Here is a 19,309-nt window from a genome sequence, read left to right as displayed (position 1 = left end):
TTGATGCGAAAATTATCTCTGGCCGCCTCTATTGCCAGTCTTTTTGTTGGATTCTCAGCTTTGGCGCTATCGCCAACCATTCCATTCAGCGAGTTACCCTCACTGTCACAAGAGCCACAACATAAGGTGGCAAGTAAGCGCGTAACACGTCTGTTCACGCGCTCGCACTATCATAGATTTGATTTAGATGACGAATTTTCTAAACAAGTTTTCGACCGCTACCTAAAGCAGCTCGACTTCCGCCGCAATGTGATGTTGCAATCGGACGTAGATAGTTTAGAAAAATACGCCACTCAATTCGACGATATGCTTAAAAGCGGTAATTTGACGCCAGCATATGAAATGTATGAATTGATTCAAAAGCGTCGCTACGACCGTTTTGCCTTTGCGTTGAGTCAACTTGAAAATGAAATCAAGTTTGATGTTCCCGATGACAAGTATCAGTACGATCGCAAAGATGCTGCTTGGCCGAAGAATGAAGCCGAGTTAGATGAGTTATGGCGTCAGCGCGTCAAGTATGATGCATTGAATTTGAAACTGACTGGCAAAACGTGGGAAGAGATCGTGCCGGTATTGGAAAAACGCTATAACAATGCCATCAAACGTCTAAGCCAAACGAAAAGCGAAGATGTTTTTCAGGGCGTGATGAATGCCTTCTCTCGAACTGTCGAGCCGCACACTAGTTATCTGTCGCCACGTAATGCCGAGCGTTTCCAAATGGAGATGAACCTCAGTTTAGAGGGGATTGGCGCCGTATTGCAGATGGATGAAGATTACACCGTGATACGTAGCTTAGTTGCTGGCGGCCCGGCTGCAGCAAGTGAGAAATTGTCCCCAGAGGACCGTATTGTGGGTGTTGGCCAAGACGGCGAAGAAATCGTCGACGTGATTGGCTGGCGACTTGATGATGTTGTCGAACTCATCAAGGGTCCTAAGGGCAGTAAAGTTGTTTTACAGATCTTGCCTAAAAAGGGTGGCTCAGCGGCGAAACCGTTTGATGTGACCATCGTTCGTGACAAAATTCGTTTAGAAGACAGAGCTGCAACTTCAGAGGTGATGGAGCCGACTGAAGGAGAGTATGCCGGTCGCAAAGTCGGCGTGATTGAGATTCCAGGATTCTATATGAACCTGTCTCAAGATGTCTCTAAAGAACTGGTTAAACTGAAAGAAGCCAAGGTTGAAGGTATTATTATCGACCTACGTGGTAATGGTGGCGGTGCGTTAACTGAAGCGACTTTATTAACTGGCTTGTTTATTGAGCAAGGCCCGGTTGTACAGATCCGTGACGCTAACGGAACGGTATCGCAAAATCGTGACAACGATGGCCGCACCAGTTATAGCGGACCATTAACGGTAATGGTTGATCGTTACAGTGCATCGGCTTCAGAGATTTTTGCTGCCGCACTGCAAGATTATGATCGTGCACTGATTGTTGGTGAGTCTACCTTTGGTAAAGGGACCGTGCAGCAGCATAAGAGCCTTGGTCAGATTTATGACATGTATGAGAAGCCTGTTGGCCATGTACAGTACACCATTGCTAAGTTCTATCGCATTAATGGCGGTTCAACTCAGCTAAAAGGTGTTACACCTGATATCGCTTTCCCAAGTGCCTTAGAACCAGGTGAGTACGGTGAGGCAGAGGAAGACAATGCATTACCATGGGATAAAGTACCGGTTGCCCAATACGGCACCTTAGGTGACATAGACCCAGCGTTAATTGCTAAATTAGCCGGTAAGCATGAGCAGCGTATTAAGCAAGATGTTGAGTTTAGCTATATTTTCCAGGATATTGCTGAGTTTAAGAAGCATCACGATGAAACAACCGTTTCTTTGGTTGAAAGTGAGCGCATTGAAGAGCGTGAAACCGCGGATAAGAAGCAGTTAGATCGTTTTAACGAAAGACGTGTTGCTGATGGCCTTGAGGTGGTTAAAAACCTTGATGATGTTGAGGACGATGTTGAGACACCTGACGCGTTCCTTGATGAAACGGTCAATATCACTTTAGATATGGTCGATGCGGGTAGATTGGCCAAAAATCAAGCTGAGTGATTAAAAGTTACTGAGCCTGAACACAAAAACGCGCATTAGGCGCGTTTTTTTATATAAGAATTCGAACGCGTAAACAGAGGGAAGAAAATGTCTCAAATGCAAGCTAAACACCTCAAGGATTATCAAGCGCCTAGCTACACGATTAATCATATCGATCTCAATTTTGACCTTAAAGGCCCTGCAACACAGGTTACTGCTGTAAGCCAAGTGAAGCGTATTGATGACGTTAAAAAGTCATTGGTCCTTGATGGCGATAACATGACGATAGTGTCATTGAAAATAGATGGTGACCAAGCCCAATATCACTTTGATAATGAACAGCTGGTCATTGCTGCTGATAAAAACGAATTCAGTTTAGAAATTGTGACTGCGCTTGATCCTGAAGCTAATTCGGCATTAGAAGGCCTGTATATGTCGGATGGTGCGTATTGCACTCAGTGTGAAGCTGAGGGCTTTCGCCGTATTACCTACTTCCTTGATAGACCCGATGTGCTTGCGACCTACGATGTACTCGTTGAAGCTGACAAAGCGCAATTCCCGTATCTGCTAAGTAACGGCAACAAAGTTAACAGTGGTGATCTGGCTGATGGCCGTCATTTTGTTAGCTGGCAAGACCCATTCCCTAAGCCTGCGTATTTGTTTGCTCTAGTGGCAGGTAACTTTGACTTATTGGAAGATAAGTTTGTAACCCAAAGTGGCCGCGAAGTTTTGCTGCAAGTGTTTGTCGATATCGGTAACCTCCATAAAGCTAAGCATGCAATGGTATCGCTGCAAAAAGCCATGCAGTGGGATGAAGAGCGGTTTAATCTTGAATATGACTTAGACATTTATATGATTGTTGCTGTCGACTTTTTCAATATGGGGGCGATGGAAAACAAAGGCTTGAATGTTTTCAATACTAAGTATGTGTTAGCAGATACCGAGTCAGCAACTGATGATGACTACCATGGTATTGAATCTGTTGTCGGCCACGAGTATTTCCATAACTGGACGGGTAACCGCGTGACTTGCCGAGATTGGTTTCAGTTGAGCTTGAAAGAGGGATTGACCGTCTTTCGCGATCAAGAGTTCAGCTCAGACTTAGGTTCACGAGCGGTGAACCGGATTCAAGCGATTAAAGTCATAAAAAATCAGCAGTTTGCGGAAGATTCAGGACCAATGTCTCATCCTATTCGTCCTGAGTCTGTTATTGAAATGAATAACTTCTATACCGTAACTGTGTATAACAAAGGCGCGGAAGTGATTCGTATGATGCACACCTTGCTAGGCGAACAAGCATTCCAGCAAGGCATGGCGTTGTACTTTGAGCGTCATGATGGCCAAGCGGTCACCTGTGATGATTTTGTGGCGGCAATGGAAGATGCATCAGGTATTGATTTAATGCAGTTTAGATTGTGGTATAGCCAAGCCGGTACGCCGATTGTTGACGTAACGGAATCTTATGATGAAGCCAACAACAAATATGCGCTAACCGTGACTCAACATACCCCAGCGATGGCGGGTGAGGCAGCTAAATTACCATTGCACATTCCTTTTGATGTAGAACTTATTGGCAAAGAGGGAAGTAGCGTTATTAATCAGGTGCTTAATTTGACTGAAGCATCACAAACATTCGAATTTGAGGGTGTTGGCGCTGGCGTTGTACCGTCATTATTACAAAATTTCTCAGCGCCAGTTAAATTGCAGTTTAACTATAGTAATAAACAGCTTATTCACCTTATCCGCTATGCATCAAGTGAGGTCGCCAAATGGGAGGCGTCAGTTGCCTTGTTTAGTGACGCGACCTGGCACAATGTGGCAGCGTTGTCGCAGCGCCAAGCGATGAGCTTACCGAGCGAAGTCAGCGATGCTTTTAAGGGATTGTTATTAAATCCAGAATTAGATAGAGCATTACTGGCCGAAATTTTAACGCTACCCAATGCATCAACACTAATTGAGCAAGTCGACCAAGTGGAGCTTAACTTGCTGCAAAAGGCTAGAAGCTTTGTGGTTGAAGAGATAGCCACGCGTTGTGAAGATGAGCTTGCGACGGTTTACCGTGAAATGCTCAAGTATAACGAGCCTGCTTCACGGGCGTTAAAAAATGCCTGTTTGCTATTATTACAACGTGTGTCAGATGAGTATCAGCATTACGCCGTTAGTCAGTTTGAAAGTGCGACTAACATGACTGACAGTCTGGGGGCTTTGCAGGCTATTAATGGTGAAGACAATGCGGTTAGAGAGCGTTTGTTAGCTGAATTTTACAATCAATGGCAAGATACACCGCTTGTGATGGATAAGTGGCTGGTATTGCAAGCGACGTGTCCGGCAGCAGGAAGAGTGGCTGCGATAGAAGCGCTTACCCAAGATCCTGCTTTTAGTTATTCAAATCCTAACCGAGTGCGTTCATTAATTGGTGCGTTTGCTGCTGCTAATACATTCGAGTTTCATGCCGCAGATGGCAGTGGTTATCAATTCTTGCTTGGGGCCCTTAAAAAGCTCAATACGTTGAACCCTCAGGTTGCTGCTCGTATTATTACACCTATGATTCAATTCAAGAAATACGACGATCAGCGTCAAGAGTTGATAAAGTCTGCACTCAAAGAACTATTAGCATTGGATAATCTATCAAAAGATCTGTTTGAAAAAGTATCTAAAGCGTTAGCCTAAGGCTAAAATAGAGGAGGCGCTGAGTGCGCCTCCTCTACAACATTGATTTAACCTAATGTGCAAGGTTTACTTAAAAGTTACAGCGAAAAATGATGGAATTTTATTTTAGTGTTCGTATTAGCTATAAAGACTTTTTACAATATTATCAGGGGTATGTAGACAAAATTGAGGTGCGTGATCAACATAGTGGTAAGACTTTGTGGATCCATGCTCGTTACTTCCGAAAATTTCTCACCGCAAACGGATTACAAGGCCAATTTCGATTAATTCTTAACAAACAAGGAGAATTTCAATCACTCAATAAACTCTAGTTTAGAGTATATACTTCAAACGACTGATTATATTTTTGAACTGCCGCTCAACAACCGTCTGCGCTTTAACTCATTGTTTATAAATAACTTTAACCCTTTTACCTTGTTGATTCTTATATTATGTTCTGCAAATTTAAATCACCCGTTTTAATTCCTGTCTAAATTTTGACTTAAGTAACCAATTTTTTGAGTAATTTTTCTAATTTTTCGTCTTGCTCCATCGATGTAAATGCTGTAACAATGGTGTTATCTGAACGCTAACAAGTTGTTGGTTATCATTCCTATAACAAGAATCCAGCAGGTTACGGAGAATAGCAATAATGAAAAACGTGAAAACCGGCTTTAACAAGTCGACACTTGCTTTGGGGATCGTTGCAGCGCTAAGCATGGGAAGTGCTACTACCGCGCAAGCAGTATCCTTTAATTGGGGAGAAGTAGAAGGGACATTCGATTCGACCTTCAGTGCTGGTGCTAGCTGGCGTGTTGAAGAGCGAAACTGGAACGATCACATTGGTAAAGTGAATCACCCACGTTTTGATTGGTCTAACTACTCTGCATTTAATAACACCAAATATACCTCGTCTGAGATTTGGGCTCAGCCAGGTTCATATTCAAGTAACGGTGATTTGAGTAACCTGCTTTACTCTCAAGGTGACGTTACCTCTATGGTATTTAAGGGCTTGCATGAGCTTTCTTTGCAATATAAGAACTTTGGCTTATTCGCCCGTGGTATGTATTTTTATGACCAAAAAGCCAATGATGGCGATTATGGCTTTAGTGACCCTATCACTGGCCAAGAATATGACCCCTGTGCTGATGACCAAGCGTCAAAAGTACAATGTAAAGATATTCGCTTGTTAGATGCGTTCGTTTATGCTGATTTCGATTTTAATGATGGTGCTAACCCACTGACCGTTCGTGTTGGTAATCAAGTGGTTTCTTGGGGTGAAAGTACGCTAATTGCCCATGGTATTGGGGTGATTAACCCTGTTGATTTGAATATTTTGAATGCGCCAGGTGCGGAGCTCAAAGAAGCCTTTAGACCACAAGGTATGGTGTGGGCTTCATTTGGCATTACCGACTCGTTATCAGTTGAAGGTTTTTATCAGTACGACTGGGAGCCAGTTTGGGTACCAACACCAGGTTCATATTTCTCAACTAATGATTTTGCCGGTTATGGCGGTTACTCGCAAAATGCTCAGTTAGGTTTTAATGCTAACCCAGATATTAACCTCGATTTCTTGCAAGCTGAATATAATACCTTGGCGGCGATGATTGCCTCAGGTAACTATGATGCCGCGACTCTGGGCAGTTTAGCGCTGGCCTACCCAACGAAAGTCACCTTGGTTGACGATCAGAAAAGTGCCAGTGATTCTGGCCAGTATGGTATCAAGCTTGGTTATTATGCACCGCAGTTAGGTGAGACTGAGTTTGGTTTGTACTACATGAATTATCATAGCCGTCGCCCACTTATCAGTGGTACTACCGCCAACTTTGAAGCTGATGCTATTCAAGCTGATATAGCTACACTTGCCGGTATTGCTGCGAGTGGTAACTCGGTGACGCGTGAAGATATGCTCGCCCTTGAGACGTTCTCTAAAGCGCAAATTGAATACCCAGAAGATATCAAACTTTATGGCTTTAGCTTTAACACCTTAGTGGGTGACACGTCGGTTGCCGGTGAAATTGCGCATCGTCAAGATGAACCGCTACAAATCGATGATGTTGAGCTATTATTTGCCGCGATGCCACAACAGCTAGCTAATGCTGGCTTACGTCCTGATCTTGATGGTGTATCGCAATACACCAGCTATGTTAGCGATGTAGGCCCTGGCGAGCGTGCACAGGGTTATATCCTACGTGATACAACTCAAGCACAGATGACATTTACCCACTTGTTTGGTCCGGTGCTAGGTACCAGTAACCTAACAATGCTTGCCGAAGTCGGCGGGGTTTGGATCCACGATATGCCAGGTTTTGATGAGCTGCGCTTAAATGGACCTGGAACTGCGCGCTCAGGCGGCAACCCAGATATGCCTGGTATTATTGAAGCATTACATAATGGACCAGAGACTAACCCATTCCCAACAGATTTCGCTTGGGGTTACCGTTTAGTGGCTAAAGCAGATTACAACAACTTGTTCGCCGGTGTGAACATGTCGCCACGAGTGATTTTCTCACATGATGTTGACGGTATTACGCCAGATCCAATGTTCTTGTTTACTGAAGGTAAAAAGGCTGTGTCGGTTGGCGTTAACTTTGACTACCGTAGCCGTTGGGGAGCGGATATTTCCTATAACTCGTTCTTCGGCGGAGTAGGTACCACTAACCAGATGTCAGATCGCGACTATGTCTCTTTCAACATCAAGTATTCAATTTAATCACAAGGACAATAATAATGAACAAACTTGCGATATTGTCGGCAGCTGTGGCGGTAGCATTATGTGCACCAGCGAGCTATGCAAAAATCTCCGAAGCGGAAGCCGCTAAACTGGGTGCTGAATTAACACCACTCGGTGGCGAGAAGGCTGGGAACGAAGATGGCAGTATTCCAGCGTGGGATGGTGGCATCACTTCTGCCCCTGCTGGCTATGAAAAAGGCATGCATCATCCAGATCCTTTTGCCGGTGACAAAATTGAATTTACCATTACCAATGCCAATAAAGATCAATATAAAGACCATCTCACTGATGGCCAGCGTAAGCTGTTTGAACTGTATCCAGATACATTCAAAATGAATATATATCAAACTCGCCGTACTGCTTCAGTACCTGAGTTTGTTTATGAAGCGACAAAGGCCAACGCGACTCGCGCTGAGCTGGTTGCAGATGGTAACGGTATTTCAGGTGCGTCAATTGGTGTGCCTTTCCCAATCCCACAGAACGGTTTAGAAGCTATTTGGAATCACGTATTACGTTTCCGCGGTGTTGATATCAAAACTGCGCGTAGCCAAGCTGCACCAACAGCCGGCGGTGGGTATACCTTGGTTGAAACAGCAGAAGAGATTCGCTTTGAATATTCTCGACCAGAAATTACTTTAGATAAATTAAGCTCAACCAATACGCTATTTTACTTTAAGCAGGTAGTGACTCAGCCTGCACGTCTAGCGGGTACCGCTTTGTTAGTGAAAGAAACGATGGACCAAGAGGCGCTACCACGCCAGGCTTGGACCTATAACACCGGACAACGCCGCGTTCGTAAAGCCCCTAATGTGGCTTTCGATACCCCAGGTACAGTATCTGATGGTCTGCGTACTACCGATGATTTCGATATGTTCAACGGCTCACCAGTACGTTACAACTGGGAGTTATTGGGTAAAAAAGAGATCTATATTCCTTACAATGACTACAAACTGCATTCTGACAATTTGAAATATGATCAGATTATCAAGGCAGGCCACATTAACCCAGAACATGTTCGCTGGGAAAAGCATCGTGTTTGGGTGGTTAAAGCTCAGTTGAAAGAGGGCATGCGTCATATTTATAAGACACGTACTTTCTATATTGACGAAGATTCGTGGCAGGTGTCATTAGCGGATATGTACGATAACCGTGACGAGCTATATCGCGTAGCGGTAGCACATGCGATTAACTATTACGAAGTGCCAACTCATTGGAGTACCTTAGAAGTATTCCATGATTTACAGTCGCGTCGTTATATCGCTATGGGCTTAGATAACGAAGGACGTATGTATGATTTCGACGCTAAGCTAAGTGAAGCTAACTTCACTCCAGCAGCACTAAGGCGTGCAGGTATACGTTAATCGGCAATAAAGTAGGGGCGCGTTGCGCCCCTCATTTATCTAAGGAAGTTTGTATGTTGTTTAGCATGCTTCGGTTTGTTGTAGTCAGTTTTATCTCCCTTTCATTGTTTATCAGCGCTTATGCGCAGTCGGTAAATGAGATCGCTTTGCAACCACTAGCCGACCAATCTCTTGTGTTTGATATTGCGACTTTTAGTAATACAGCTATCGCTGTAGGTGAACGTGGTCACCTATTTAAATTTAACGGTCAATGGCAGCAGGTGAGTTCGCCAACGGTAGCTCTCCTAACTAACGCTTTTTTGGTTAATGCAGATCAGGGCTGGGCCGTCGGTCACGATGCGACTATTCTTTATACCCAAGATGCAGGTCAGTCTTGGCAAGTGCAGATGAGCTCTCCTGAAATTGAAAAGCCATTGCTTGATATTTTAATGTTTGACGAGAAATCCGGTGTTGCTGTTGGTGCATATGGCTTGTTTTATCGCACTCAGGACGGCGGTAAAACATGGCAAAGCGAATTTCATCACGAACTCTTATTTGAAGAAGACGTTGCCTATCTTGAAGAACTCAAAGCTGAGGATGAAGCACTCTATTTAAGTGAGCGTAGTACCTTGCTGCCGCACTTTAATCGTATTGTTCGTCTTAATAGTGGCGCATTACTAATGGTTGGTGAGTTAGGGCTTGTGGCCACCTCAGATGACCTAGGTTTTACCTGGCAAAAGCAAGATTTTCTTTATGAAGGTTCGCTGTTTAATGGCGTAGTGACCGAAACCGGTGTGTACGTGATGGGGCTCAGAGGCCACCTTTTTTATTCCAATACAGGAACGGGTCAATGGCAAGAAATCAGTTTGCCAACGCAGTCGACCATTAACGGCGGCATAGTGCTGAATGATTCTACCGTTCGTTTGGTTGGTAACGCAGGGGTGATCCTTGATGTTAAAAGCGACGGCGAAGCTAAACTGGTCGCACAAAGACAAGGAGAAAATTTGGTCAGTATAATGACCGATCCTCAAGGTCAACTCTGGATTGCTGGAACCAAAGGGTTCGTTAAATTAGAACAAGAATAATAGGGCCTTAAGATGTTAGATAAAATTGTAAATGGATTAGAGGCATTCCTTTTTAGGCAAAGGCTAGTTGTCATTTTCTCCTTCTTGTTAGTGACAGTATTTTTAGCATTGCAAGCCAGTAACTTGAAAATGGATGCGGCATTTGTCAAAAATATTCCCCTGAACCACGAATACATGAAGACCTATTTGAAACACCAAAAACAATTTGGTGGTGCAAATAGCATTATGGTGGCGGTAGAAGACACTAGCGGCGATATTTTTAACGCTAACTTTTTCGATTCGCTAAAAAAGGTCCATGACCAACTGTTTTTTATCCCAGGTGTGGATAGAGCCCAAGTAAAGTCTTTGTATTCACCTTCAACGCGTTTTACTGAGGTAGTAGAAGATGGTTTCGCCGGTGGGCCGGTTATCCCAGCCGATTTTTCAACTACCGATGCAGGTCTTGCCATTGTACGCGGAAATATAGAAAAAGCGGGTATTGTTGGGCGTCTGATTGCTGAGGATTATTCTGCGGCGATGGTCAGCGCACAGTTGATGGATTTCGACCCACAAACTGGCGAGCCACTTGATACTTTAGCGTTTGCTGCCCAGTTGGAAGAACAGCTGCGTGGTGAATTTGAAAATGAGCATATCAAAGTGCACATTATCGGCTTTGCTAAAATGGCGGGCGATGTCGCAGAAGGTGCCAAAGGCGTGGTGCTGTTTTTCTTAATCGCGATTTTAGTCACTGCGGTAATGGTGTATCTGTTTTCTAAATCTATTTTGCTTACCCTGCTGCCGCTAGCTTGTAGTTTAGTCGCAGTAATTTGGCAGCTAGGTTTGCTGACGGTTGTTGGCTTTGGGTTAGACCCCATGTCGATTCTTATCCCGTTTTTAGTGTTCGCCATTGGTGTCAGCCACAGTGTGCAGATGATCAATGCTGTGCGCCGACGTGTGGGTGAAGGTGAAACCACTAAGGCCGCTGCCGCTTCATCCTTTAGAAGCTTATTAGTGCCAGGCGGTATTGCTTTACTGTCTGATACCGTGGGCTTTATGACTTTGTTAGCTATCGATATCGGTATTATTCGTGAGCTGGCTATCTCTGCCTCATTAGGTGTGGCAGTGATTATTTTGACTAATTTGATCCTGTTACCGTTACTGATCTCATACTGTAAGTTATCGCCAAGCGTTAAAGCGGTTAAAAAAGCTGATGGCAATGATATTTGGCGCAAACTTTCCTGTTTTGCCACACCAAAATATGCAGCGGTTGTCTTAAGCGTCACGGCGGTACTTTATGGGGTTGGTCTGTATGAAGCCAATAAAATGAAAATTGGCGATCTGCAGGGCGGTGCGCCAGCGCTACATTTTGATTCGCGCTACAACCAAGATACGTTTTTCATCACTGATCATTTCTCTATCACAACCGATGTCATGACTGTCATTGTGGAAGCAAAACCTGAAGCGTGTACCTATCATGATCAGTTAATGCAAATAGATGAGTTTGAGTGGCAAGTTGCCAATACACCGGGTGTTGAATCAACCGCGAGTTTAGCGTCTGTTGCGAAAAGGGTTAATGCTGGTTTTAACGAGGGTAATCCTAAGTGGCAGGTTTTGCCGCGTACAACTGCGAGTCTCGTGCAGGCGGTAGGGCGTATTCCAACTACATCTGGGCTGCTTAACAGTGATTGCTCGGTCATGCCTGTGTATCTGTTTTTGCAAGATCATAAGGCTGAAACTGTTGAAGTCGTGGTAGATAAAGTTAAAACCCTTGCCGCCACGATGAATAATGAGCAACTGACATTCCGCTTAGCTTCAGGCCCTGTTGGGGTAATGGCTGCCACTAATGAGGCCGTCGCTGAAGCGCAGCTACCCATGATGCTCTATGTATACGGTGCGGTCTTTGTGCTGTGTTTACTCAGTTTCCGCTCATTGCGCGCAACAGTTGCAGTGATTATTCCTTTGTATGTGGTTTCTACATTGGCTCAGGCCTTGATGACCCAGCTTGATATCGGTCTAGCGGTCAGTACGCTGCCGGTGATTGCCTTAGGTGTAGGTATTGGGGTGGATTACGGTATCTATATTTTGTCGACCATGGCGGTGAAGTTAAGGGACGGCGTACCAGTGCAAGATGCTTATTATCAGGCGTTGGTTGAACGGGGTAGTGCGGTGATATTCACTGGCCTTACTTTGGCTATTGGTGTCAGTACTTGGTTCTTCTCTGCACTTAAGTTCCAAATGGACATGGGAATTTTGCTCACGTTTATGTTTTTAGTGAATATGTTAGGGGCAATAATTATTTTGCCAGCCATTGCGGCGGTATTCTGGCGAAAACCACGCGCCTAGTCATTAAAAGGAGAGCTTAGCTCTCCTTTTTTTTGCATAGTTACGCTCTATAGTCGATTGTTTTTGCATCTATCGCAGCAAAATGTTGCTATAACTGGTTTTTATGAGGATCTACCACTAAAATAATTCTCGAAATATGGCAAATTTAGTAATAAACTTCGCGCTATGACCTAGGTCACAATTTTCTGGCCCGTCATATGCTCAAGCATCCATATAACTAGAATACGCTGCCATAGACCCTTAAGGAAACAGCAACATGGCCTTGAAAGATGCAATGCCTTCAGTACTACTTGAGAATGTAGTCAACCTAATTCACTCTAAAGTTCCCAATACACAAGCCAAACAAGTAGAACACTTTGCCACCTGTCTGTATGCACATATGTCAAAAGACGACCTGTATGCGCGTAATGATAGTGATTTATATGGCGCAGTGCTTAGCCTTTGGAATGCCACAAATAAAACGGCCAAAGGTAGTAGCCATATTCGCGTGTTCAATCCAGCTCAATCCAAGCATGGCTGGAAATCGTCGCATTCCATTATCGAGGTTGTGCAGCCGGATATGCCTTTCTTGGTCGATTCAGTCGGCATGGCATTAAACCGCATGGGTATTACCGCGCATATGATGCTGCACACCCCAATGGCAATTACCCGTACCAAAGGGATGATTTCTAAAGTTGCTTACAATGACGACAGCAGCAAAGCTGAGAAAGTTGCGGTATTTCTAATTGAGATTGACCGTCTAAGCAGCAACGCTGACATTAAGCAGCTGGAAAAAGAGCTAGCATCAGTCCTTGGTGATGTAGAAGCATCGGTTAAAGACTGGCAAAAAATGTCTGAGAAGCTGGGAGAGACCGTTAGCGATTTAGCCAAACGTCCTTATCCAGGTGAAAAGCAAGAGCTAGAAGAAGCGGTTAATTTCTTAAGCTACCTTAACAACCATCATTTTACTTTGCTGGGTTACCGCCGCTACGATTTGAACAAAGTTGAAGGTGATTTAGAGCTAGTACCGGATCTATCAACGGGTTTAGGCCTAATGAATATTCCTGGTAAGCCAAAGCCTGCGTCGCTGATGCTATCAAGCTTATCAGAGAGTGCTCGTAAAGATGCCTTAGATAATAGCTTACTGGTTTTGACTAAAAGCAGTGAAAAGAGCCGTGTTCATCGTCCAGCTTATGTCGACTATATCGGTGTTAAACGCTTCGATAAGCAAGGCAACGTGATAGGTGAAGACCGCTTCTTAGGGCTTTACGCATCTAATTTATATAACCGCAGTCCACGCGAGATACCGCTATTAGCTGAAAAAGTACAACGTGTACTTGACCGTTCAGGTCTGACGCCACGCTCTCACGACTACAAAGCATTAATGCATATTCTTGAGACGCTGCCGCGCGATGAACTGATCCAAGCCAATGTTGAAGAGCTAGCATCAGTGGCCCATGGCGTGTTAGAGATGCAAGACCGTGACAAATTAAAGCTATTTGTTCGTAAAGATGACTTTGGTCGCTTCTTATCTTGCTTAGTTTATGTCTCTAAAGATCGCTATAACACTAAACTACGTGAAGATACTCAACGCATTTTAGCTCAGCACTTTAACAGTGAAGAAGAAGTGGAATTTACCACTTATTTCTCAGAATCGACTTTGGCTCGTACCCACTACATAGTGAAAGTTGATAATAACAATATGGATGTCGATGTGGCTGCAATCGAAAATAACCTGACTGAGGCCGCGAAGTCTTGGGAAGACAAGCTCAACAACGCACTAACTACTGCCCAAGGTGAAGAGTCTGGTAACAGCTTAGTTAAACGTTATATCAAAGCATTCCCACGCAGTTATAAAGAAGATGTGTTGCCTAGTTCGGCAGTAGTAGATGTACAGCAACTAGAAGCACTTGATGATTCGCATAAGCTGGGTATGTTGTTTTATCAGCCGCAAGAGACCGCATTAAACGACAACAAAGTACGCTTAAAGCTGTTCCATAAAGATGAGCCTATTCATCTTTCTGATGTGCTACCAATGCTTGAGAACTTTGGTCTACGTGTGATCAATGAACGTCCCTATGAAGTGAAAACGGATGATGGTGCGACATTCTGGATTTTAGACTTCTTAATGACAGTGCAGGGCGGTGCTACAGAAAATCTAGCCGATAGCCAAGACCGTTTCCAAACTGCACTTGCAGAAGTATGGAACAAGAAGCTAGAGGATGATGGTTTTAACCGTTTGGTGTTGGCTACTGGCCTGACTGGACGAGAGGTGTCTATCTTGCGTGCTTACGCTAAGTATATGCGCCAAATCGATGCGACTTTCAGCCAAGCATACATTGAAGAGACCTTTAGCCGCTATCCGCAAATTGCGGATCTCTTGGTTAAGATGTTTATTCGTAAGTTCAACCCTAAACTTAAAACACGGACATTAAGTAAGTTTGTTGAGCAAATTGATTTACGTCTAGATGATGTATCAAGTCTTGATGACGACCGTATCATTCGTCGTTATTTAGATTTGATTAATGCCACATTGAGAACCAACTTTTATCAGGTCAATGAGCAAGGTACTGAGAAAGCTTATATTTCATTTAAGTTTTCTCCAGATGACATTCCTGAAATGCCTAAGCCTTTGCCTAAGTTCGAAATCTTTGTCTACTCGCCACGTGTAGAAGGTGTGCACCTGCGTGGCGGTAAAGTGGCTCGCGGCGGGTTACGTTGGTCAGACAGACGAGAAGACTTCCGTACCGAAGTACTTGGCTTAGTGAAAGCGCAACAAGTGAAAAATACCGTGATTGTGCCTGTGGGTGCCAAAGGTGGTTTCGTTTGTAAACAACTCCCTGTTGAAGGTGGCAGAGAAGCATTCTTTACTGAAGGTCAACAATGTTACCGTTTGTTTATTCGCGGCTTGTTAGATATTTCAGACAACATTATCGATGGCGAAGTTGTGCCACCAGTTAACGTTGTTAGACATGATGAAGATGACCCATACTTAGTTGTTGCTGCCGATAAAGGGACAGCGACATTCTCTGACATTGCTAACGAAATCTCAGAAGAATATAACTTCTGGCTGGGTGATGCTTTCGCATCAGGTGGCAGTAATGGTTATGATCATAAGAAGATGGGGATCACCGCACGTGGTGCATGGGAGTCGGTAAAACGTCACTTCCGTGAAATTGGCATTGATTGCCAAACCACAGATTTTACCTGTCTCGCTGTGGGTGATATGGCCGGTGACGTATTTGGTAACGGCATGCTGCTATCAGAGCACACCCGTTTGGTTACAGCGTTTAACCACCTACATATCTTTATCGACCCAAATCCAGATGCAGCAAGCAGTTATAAAGAGCGTGCGCGTTTGTTTGAGCTGCCACGTTCAAGTTGGGAAGATTATGACCAATCGCTCATTTCAAAAGGCGGCGGCATTTTCTCTCGCTCGGCGAAGTCAATTAGCTTGACGCCAGAAATGAAAGCCATGCTTGAGACTAAGAAATCAACCATGACGCCCAATGAGTTGCTTAAAGAGCTGCTTAAAATGAAGGTCGATTTGATTTGGAATGGGGGTATTGGTACCTATGTTAAAGCCACGTCTGAGTCGCATGCTGAAGTGGGTGACCGTGCAAACGATGCATTACGTGTAAACGGTAATGAAGTTCAAGCACGAATCATAGGTGAAGGTGGTAACTTAGGTTGCACTCAGCTTGGTCGTATAGAGTACACCGCTAATGGCGGCCGTATGAATACTGACTTTGTTGATAACGTTGGCGGTGTTGACTGCTCTGATAACGAAGTGAATATTAAGATTCTTCTGAACGCTTTAGTTGCCGATGGTGAGCTAACCATGAAGCAACGTAACCGTTTATTGCTTGATATGACAGAAGAAGTCAGCCGTATTGTCTTACAAGATTGTAAAGATCAAACGCGGACAATTTCAGTTACTCAAGTACGCGGTGCAGAGCAGCTTAAAGAACAAATTCGTTTCATTCATTATCTTGAAAAAGAAGATAAGCTTGATAGAGCGCTGGAGTTCTTGCCTACAGAAGATGAGCTAGCTGAGCGTTTAGCGAATGGCAAAGCACTGACACGACCAGAGTTATCGGTTCTGGTTGCCTATGCGAAAATGGTGCTCAAAGAGCAACTACTGACGCCGGAAATTACCGAAGATACTTTCTTGAGCCAGCTGCTTATTGCTTATTTCCCGCAGCAACTTAAAGACCAGTACAGTGAGCGTATGGTTGCGCATCCACTGCGCGCAGAAATTATTGCCACATCGTTGGCAAATGAGCTCGTTAACGATATGGGATTAAATTTTGTACAACGTATGCAAGATGAGACAGGTGCCTCAGTTGCCGAAGCGGCAATCTGTTACACTATGGCTCGTGAAGTATTTGGTTTAGCTGATTTAACTAAGTCAATTACGGCATTAAACGGTATTGTGCCGGCTGTTGTACAAGGTGAAATGCTGCATCAGTTACGTCGTAACATGCGTCGAGCGTGTCGTTGGTTCCTACGCCATCGCAATCGTAACCAAAGCATAGAGCAGACGGTGGCTTTCTACAGCCCAGTATTTGAAGAGTTACGCGCTAACGTTCACCAGTATATGGTTGCTGATGAAGTTGGTGATATTCAAGCTGAGATTATCGCGCTTGCTAAAGAAGGCGTGACCGAAAGTGTTGCTACTGACGTTGTCAATATGAGTACACTTTTCTCTGCACTTGATATCTCTCAAATTGCTGAGTTTGAAAACAAGCCAGTGGCATTAGTTGCTGAAACTTACTTTAAACTAGGTGCACGTGTAGAACTGCATTGGTTCCTTGACCAGATTAGTGCTCAACCAGTAGCGAATCACTGGCAAGCATTGGCAAGAGCGGCATTTAGAGAAGAGTTAGATTGGCAGCAACGTGCATTAAGCTCTGTGGTTTTACGCACATGTACAGCTAGCTGTGATGCAGAAACCATTATTGAGCAGTGGATTGACTCCAACCAGGGCTTGTTGGAGAGATGGTTCCACATGCTTGCAGACTTTAAGACTTCTCAAAGCCACGAATTTGCGAAGTTCTCTGTCGCACTGCGAGAGCTCAATTTACTTATCCTTCATTGTGAAGGTCAAAAGTAGACAATTAATAATAACTATTAGCCCTGGCATTTGCCGGGGCTTTTTTCGGTCTAGGAGAACGCATGTTTTACAAAATCGCGCAAAAGGTGATGTTTCAGATGGATCCTGAAAAAGCGCACAACCTCGCAATACATAGCTTGAAATCTACCGCTAATTCGCCATTAAACTGCTTCTATGGCCAGAAGTTTGATCCTGCACCGGTTACATTTATGGGGCTCACTTTTCCAAATCCTGTTGGTTTAGCGGCGGGTATGGACAAAGATGGTGAGTGTATTGATGCGTTTCATGCGATGGGCTTTGGCCACATTGAGGTGGGTACTGTTACACCACGTCCTCAACCTGGTAATGACCAACCGCGATTATTCCGCATTAAACCTGCTAAAGCCATCATCAACCGTATGGGTTTCAATAACAAAGGTGTTGATGCGCTCGTCGAGAACCTAAAAGCAGCCAAGTCAGGTGCGATGGTCGGCGTCAATATCGGCAAGAACAAAGACACACCGGTTGAACAGGGTAAAGATGATTACCTCATCTGTATGGACAAAGTCTACCAATATTCAGCTTATATTGCGGTAAATATTTCGTCTCCCAATACGCCTGGTCTGCGTGCTTTGCAATATGGTGAGCTGCTTGATGATCTATTGGGATCGTTAAAAGCGAAACAAAAAGATCTTGCCAAGCAGCATGGTAAGTATGTGCCGATCGCGCTAAAAATTGCGCCAGATCTGAGCCAAGAAGAAGTTCAGTCGATTGCCGATTCCTTAATCCGCAACGAGTTTGATGGCGCAATTGCCACCAACACGACGTTAACTCGAGACGGTGTAAGCGGCTTGATGAATTCAAATGAAGCTGGCGGTTTAAGTGGTAAGCCACTGAATTCATTGTCAACTAAAGTGATTAAACAGTTAGCTGACGCCTTAGGCGGCAAGCTGCCTATTATCGGTGTTGGCGGTATTAATAGCGCCGAAGATGCATTGGACAAGCTTGATGCCGGTGCAGAGATGGTACAGATTTATTCCGGCTTTATTTATCAGGGCCCGCAATTGATCAAAGAGATTGTTGATGCCTATCGAGTGCGCTGATCAATTGATCCGTATTTGATCTAATTTGCAGATCGCGCGATCGAAAAACGATCGCGCTTTTTTGTCTTAAGGTATTGTTATTTCAGTTATAATTTATAAAAATTTTTTGATATTGGGCAATTAATCATCTATTATCGAGGGGTATTTATTTAATAGGTAAGCGTTATGTTATTAATGCCAAAAAGGGATTGGCAATGGAGATATAACGATACGTATGGTGTGTTAAGCGTTTCGTTAGGCTCAGAGATGGAGTTTTTAACTCCTTATAAAGCAAAGACTTTGATTCCCGATGCGATGTCGGCGTTAGAGTTTAATGTTGAGCATGCCAAATTCTATATTGAGTTTATTGAAAAGCTCGTAAAAATTGCCTCGTTATCGGATGCTGCGCGGGTGCAATTAGCCCTGAATGCCACAGCTGCGCATTTTCTTATGAAACCGCAAATGCCAAAATCATGGTTTTTTGATGTCAGTAGTATGTGCGTATATAGCGAGTTAGCTAAAGTGTTTCAACTTCGCTGCCAAGGTGTCGAAGCACAGGTTATGGTAGTGGAGTCAAATATCCAAGCATCGCTAGTCATGTTGCTTGAACCTGAACTCTCACTCAATGGCAGTAAGTCATTGCGTCAATTTGAATGCATTAAAGTGATGAATGACCGTCTTCAACCTTTAAAAGTAAAGCGCCAAATCGCTGCAGCGTAACTGCATTAGCAAACCGTCTGCCAAATAAATACTTATTGAGAAAGCTGCCTACGAGGCGGCTTTTTTGTTTATTATCGAGTTATTTTGCGCAAGTGGCGTTGGGTGACGAGATGTTAGCACGGCAGAGGGTTCAGCAATAACGAGAATATTGTCTTGGCTGCTGAGAGTTGTAGGGGGTGTTTTTGTGAAATTGGTTGCGGGAGCTGGATTTGAACCAACGACCTTCGGGTTATGAGCCCGACGAGCTACCAAACTGCTCCATCCCGCGTCCGTAG

The 19,309-nt window shown here is 44.2% G+C and carries 10 protein-coding genes and 1 tRNA gene; 10 read left to right on the top strand and 1 reads right to left on the bottom strand.

From position 1 onward, the window contains the following. The first annotated feature begins 3 nt into the window (after positions 1-3). The 10 genes from prc (at position 4) to L865_RS0115055 (ending at position 19,034) form a co-directional block, all read left to right on the top strand. Positions 4-2,049: a carboxy terminal-processing peptidase gene (gene prc / locus L865_RS0115100; RefSeq protein WP_028773998.1), complete on the top strand. Its 2,046-nt coding sequence runs from the start codon at positions 4-6 to the stop codon at positions 2,047-2,049. Positions 2,050-2,136: 87 nt separating this feature from the next. After that, complete coding sequence (gene pepN / locus L865_RS0115095; RefSeq protein WP_028773997.1) at positions 2,137-4,698, top strand: aminopeptidase N; 2,562 nt, start codon at positions 2,137-2,139, stop codon at positions 4,696-4,698. Positions 4,699-4,790: 92 nt separating this feature from the next. Then, positions 4,791-5,009, top strand: a complete 219-nt coding sequence (locus tag L865_RS0115090; protein ID WP_028773996.1) for a DUF2835 family protein — start codon at positions 4,791-4,793, stop codon at positions 5,007-5,009. A 320-nt stretch (positions 5,010-5,329) separates the two neighbouring features. Beyond that, positions 5,330-7,390: a DUF1302 domain-containing protein gene (locus L865_RS0115085; protein ID WP_028773995.1), complete on the top strand. Its 2,061-nt coding sequence runs from the start codon at positions 5,330-5,332 to the stop codon at positions 7,388-7,390. 17 nt (positions 7,391-7,407) lie between these two features. Then, entirely contained in the window at positions 7,408-8,772 is a 1,365-nt protein-coding gene (locus L865_RS0115080) for a DUF1329 domain-containing protein (protein ID WP_028773994.1), read from the top strand. 53 nt (positions 8,773-8,825) lie between these two features. Continuing rightward, positions 8,826-9,836: a WD40/YVTN/BNR-like repeat-containing protein gene (locus L865_RS0115075; protein ID WP_028773993.1), complete on the top strand. Its 1,011-nt coding sequence runs from the start codon at positions 8,826-8,828 to the stop codon at positions 9,834-9,836. A gap of 12 nt (positions 9,837-9,848) precedes the next feature. Beyond that, a complete protein-coding gene (locus tag L865_RS0115070) occupies positions 9,849-12,158 on the top strand; it encodes an efflux RND transporter permease subunit (protein WP_028773992.1) in 2,310 nt (769 codons plus the stop codon). 256 nt (positions 12,159-12,414) lie between these two features. After that, on the top strand, positions 12,415-17,253 hold the full coding sequence (locus tag L865_RS0115065; protein ID WP_028773991.1) for an NAD-glutamate dehydrogenase: 4,839 nt from the start codon (positions 12,415-12,417) through the stop codon (positions 17,251-17,253). Positions 17,254-17,315: 62 nt separating this feature from the next. Beyond that, entirely contained in the window at positions 17,316-18,335 is a 1,020-nt protein-coding gene (gene pyrD, locus L865_RS0115060) for a quinone-dependent dihydroorotate dehydrogenase (RefSeq protein ID WP_028773990.1), read from the top strand. Between the two features lie 165 nt (positions 18,336-18,500). Continuing rightward, positions 18,501-19,034: a cell division protein ZapC gene (locus L865_RS0115055; RefSeq protein WP_028773989.1), complete on the top strand. Its 534-nt coding sequence runs from the start codon at positions 18,501-18,503 to the stop codon at positions 19,032-19,034. Positions 19,035-19,225: 191 nt separating this feature from the next. Here L865_RS0115055 and L865_RS0115050 read toward each other — a convergent pair. Beyond that, positions 19,226-19,302, bottom strand: a tRNA-Met gene (locus L865_RS0115050). Positions 19,303-19,309: the final 7 nt, after the last annotated feature.

The organism is Shewanella waksmanii ATCC BAA-643, from assembly GCF_000518805.1.
Lineage (GTDB): Bacteria > Pseudomonadota > Gammaproteobacteria > Enterobacterales > Shewanellaceae > Shewanella > Shewanella waksmanii.
The sequence above is the reverse complement of the archived record's forward strand: the minus strand, read 5'-3'. Positions and strand labels throughout refer to the sequence as shown.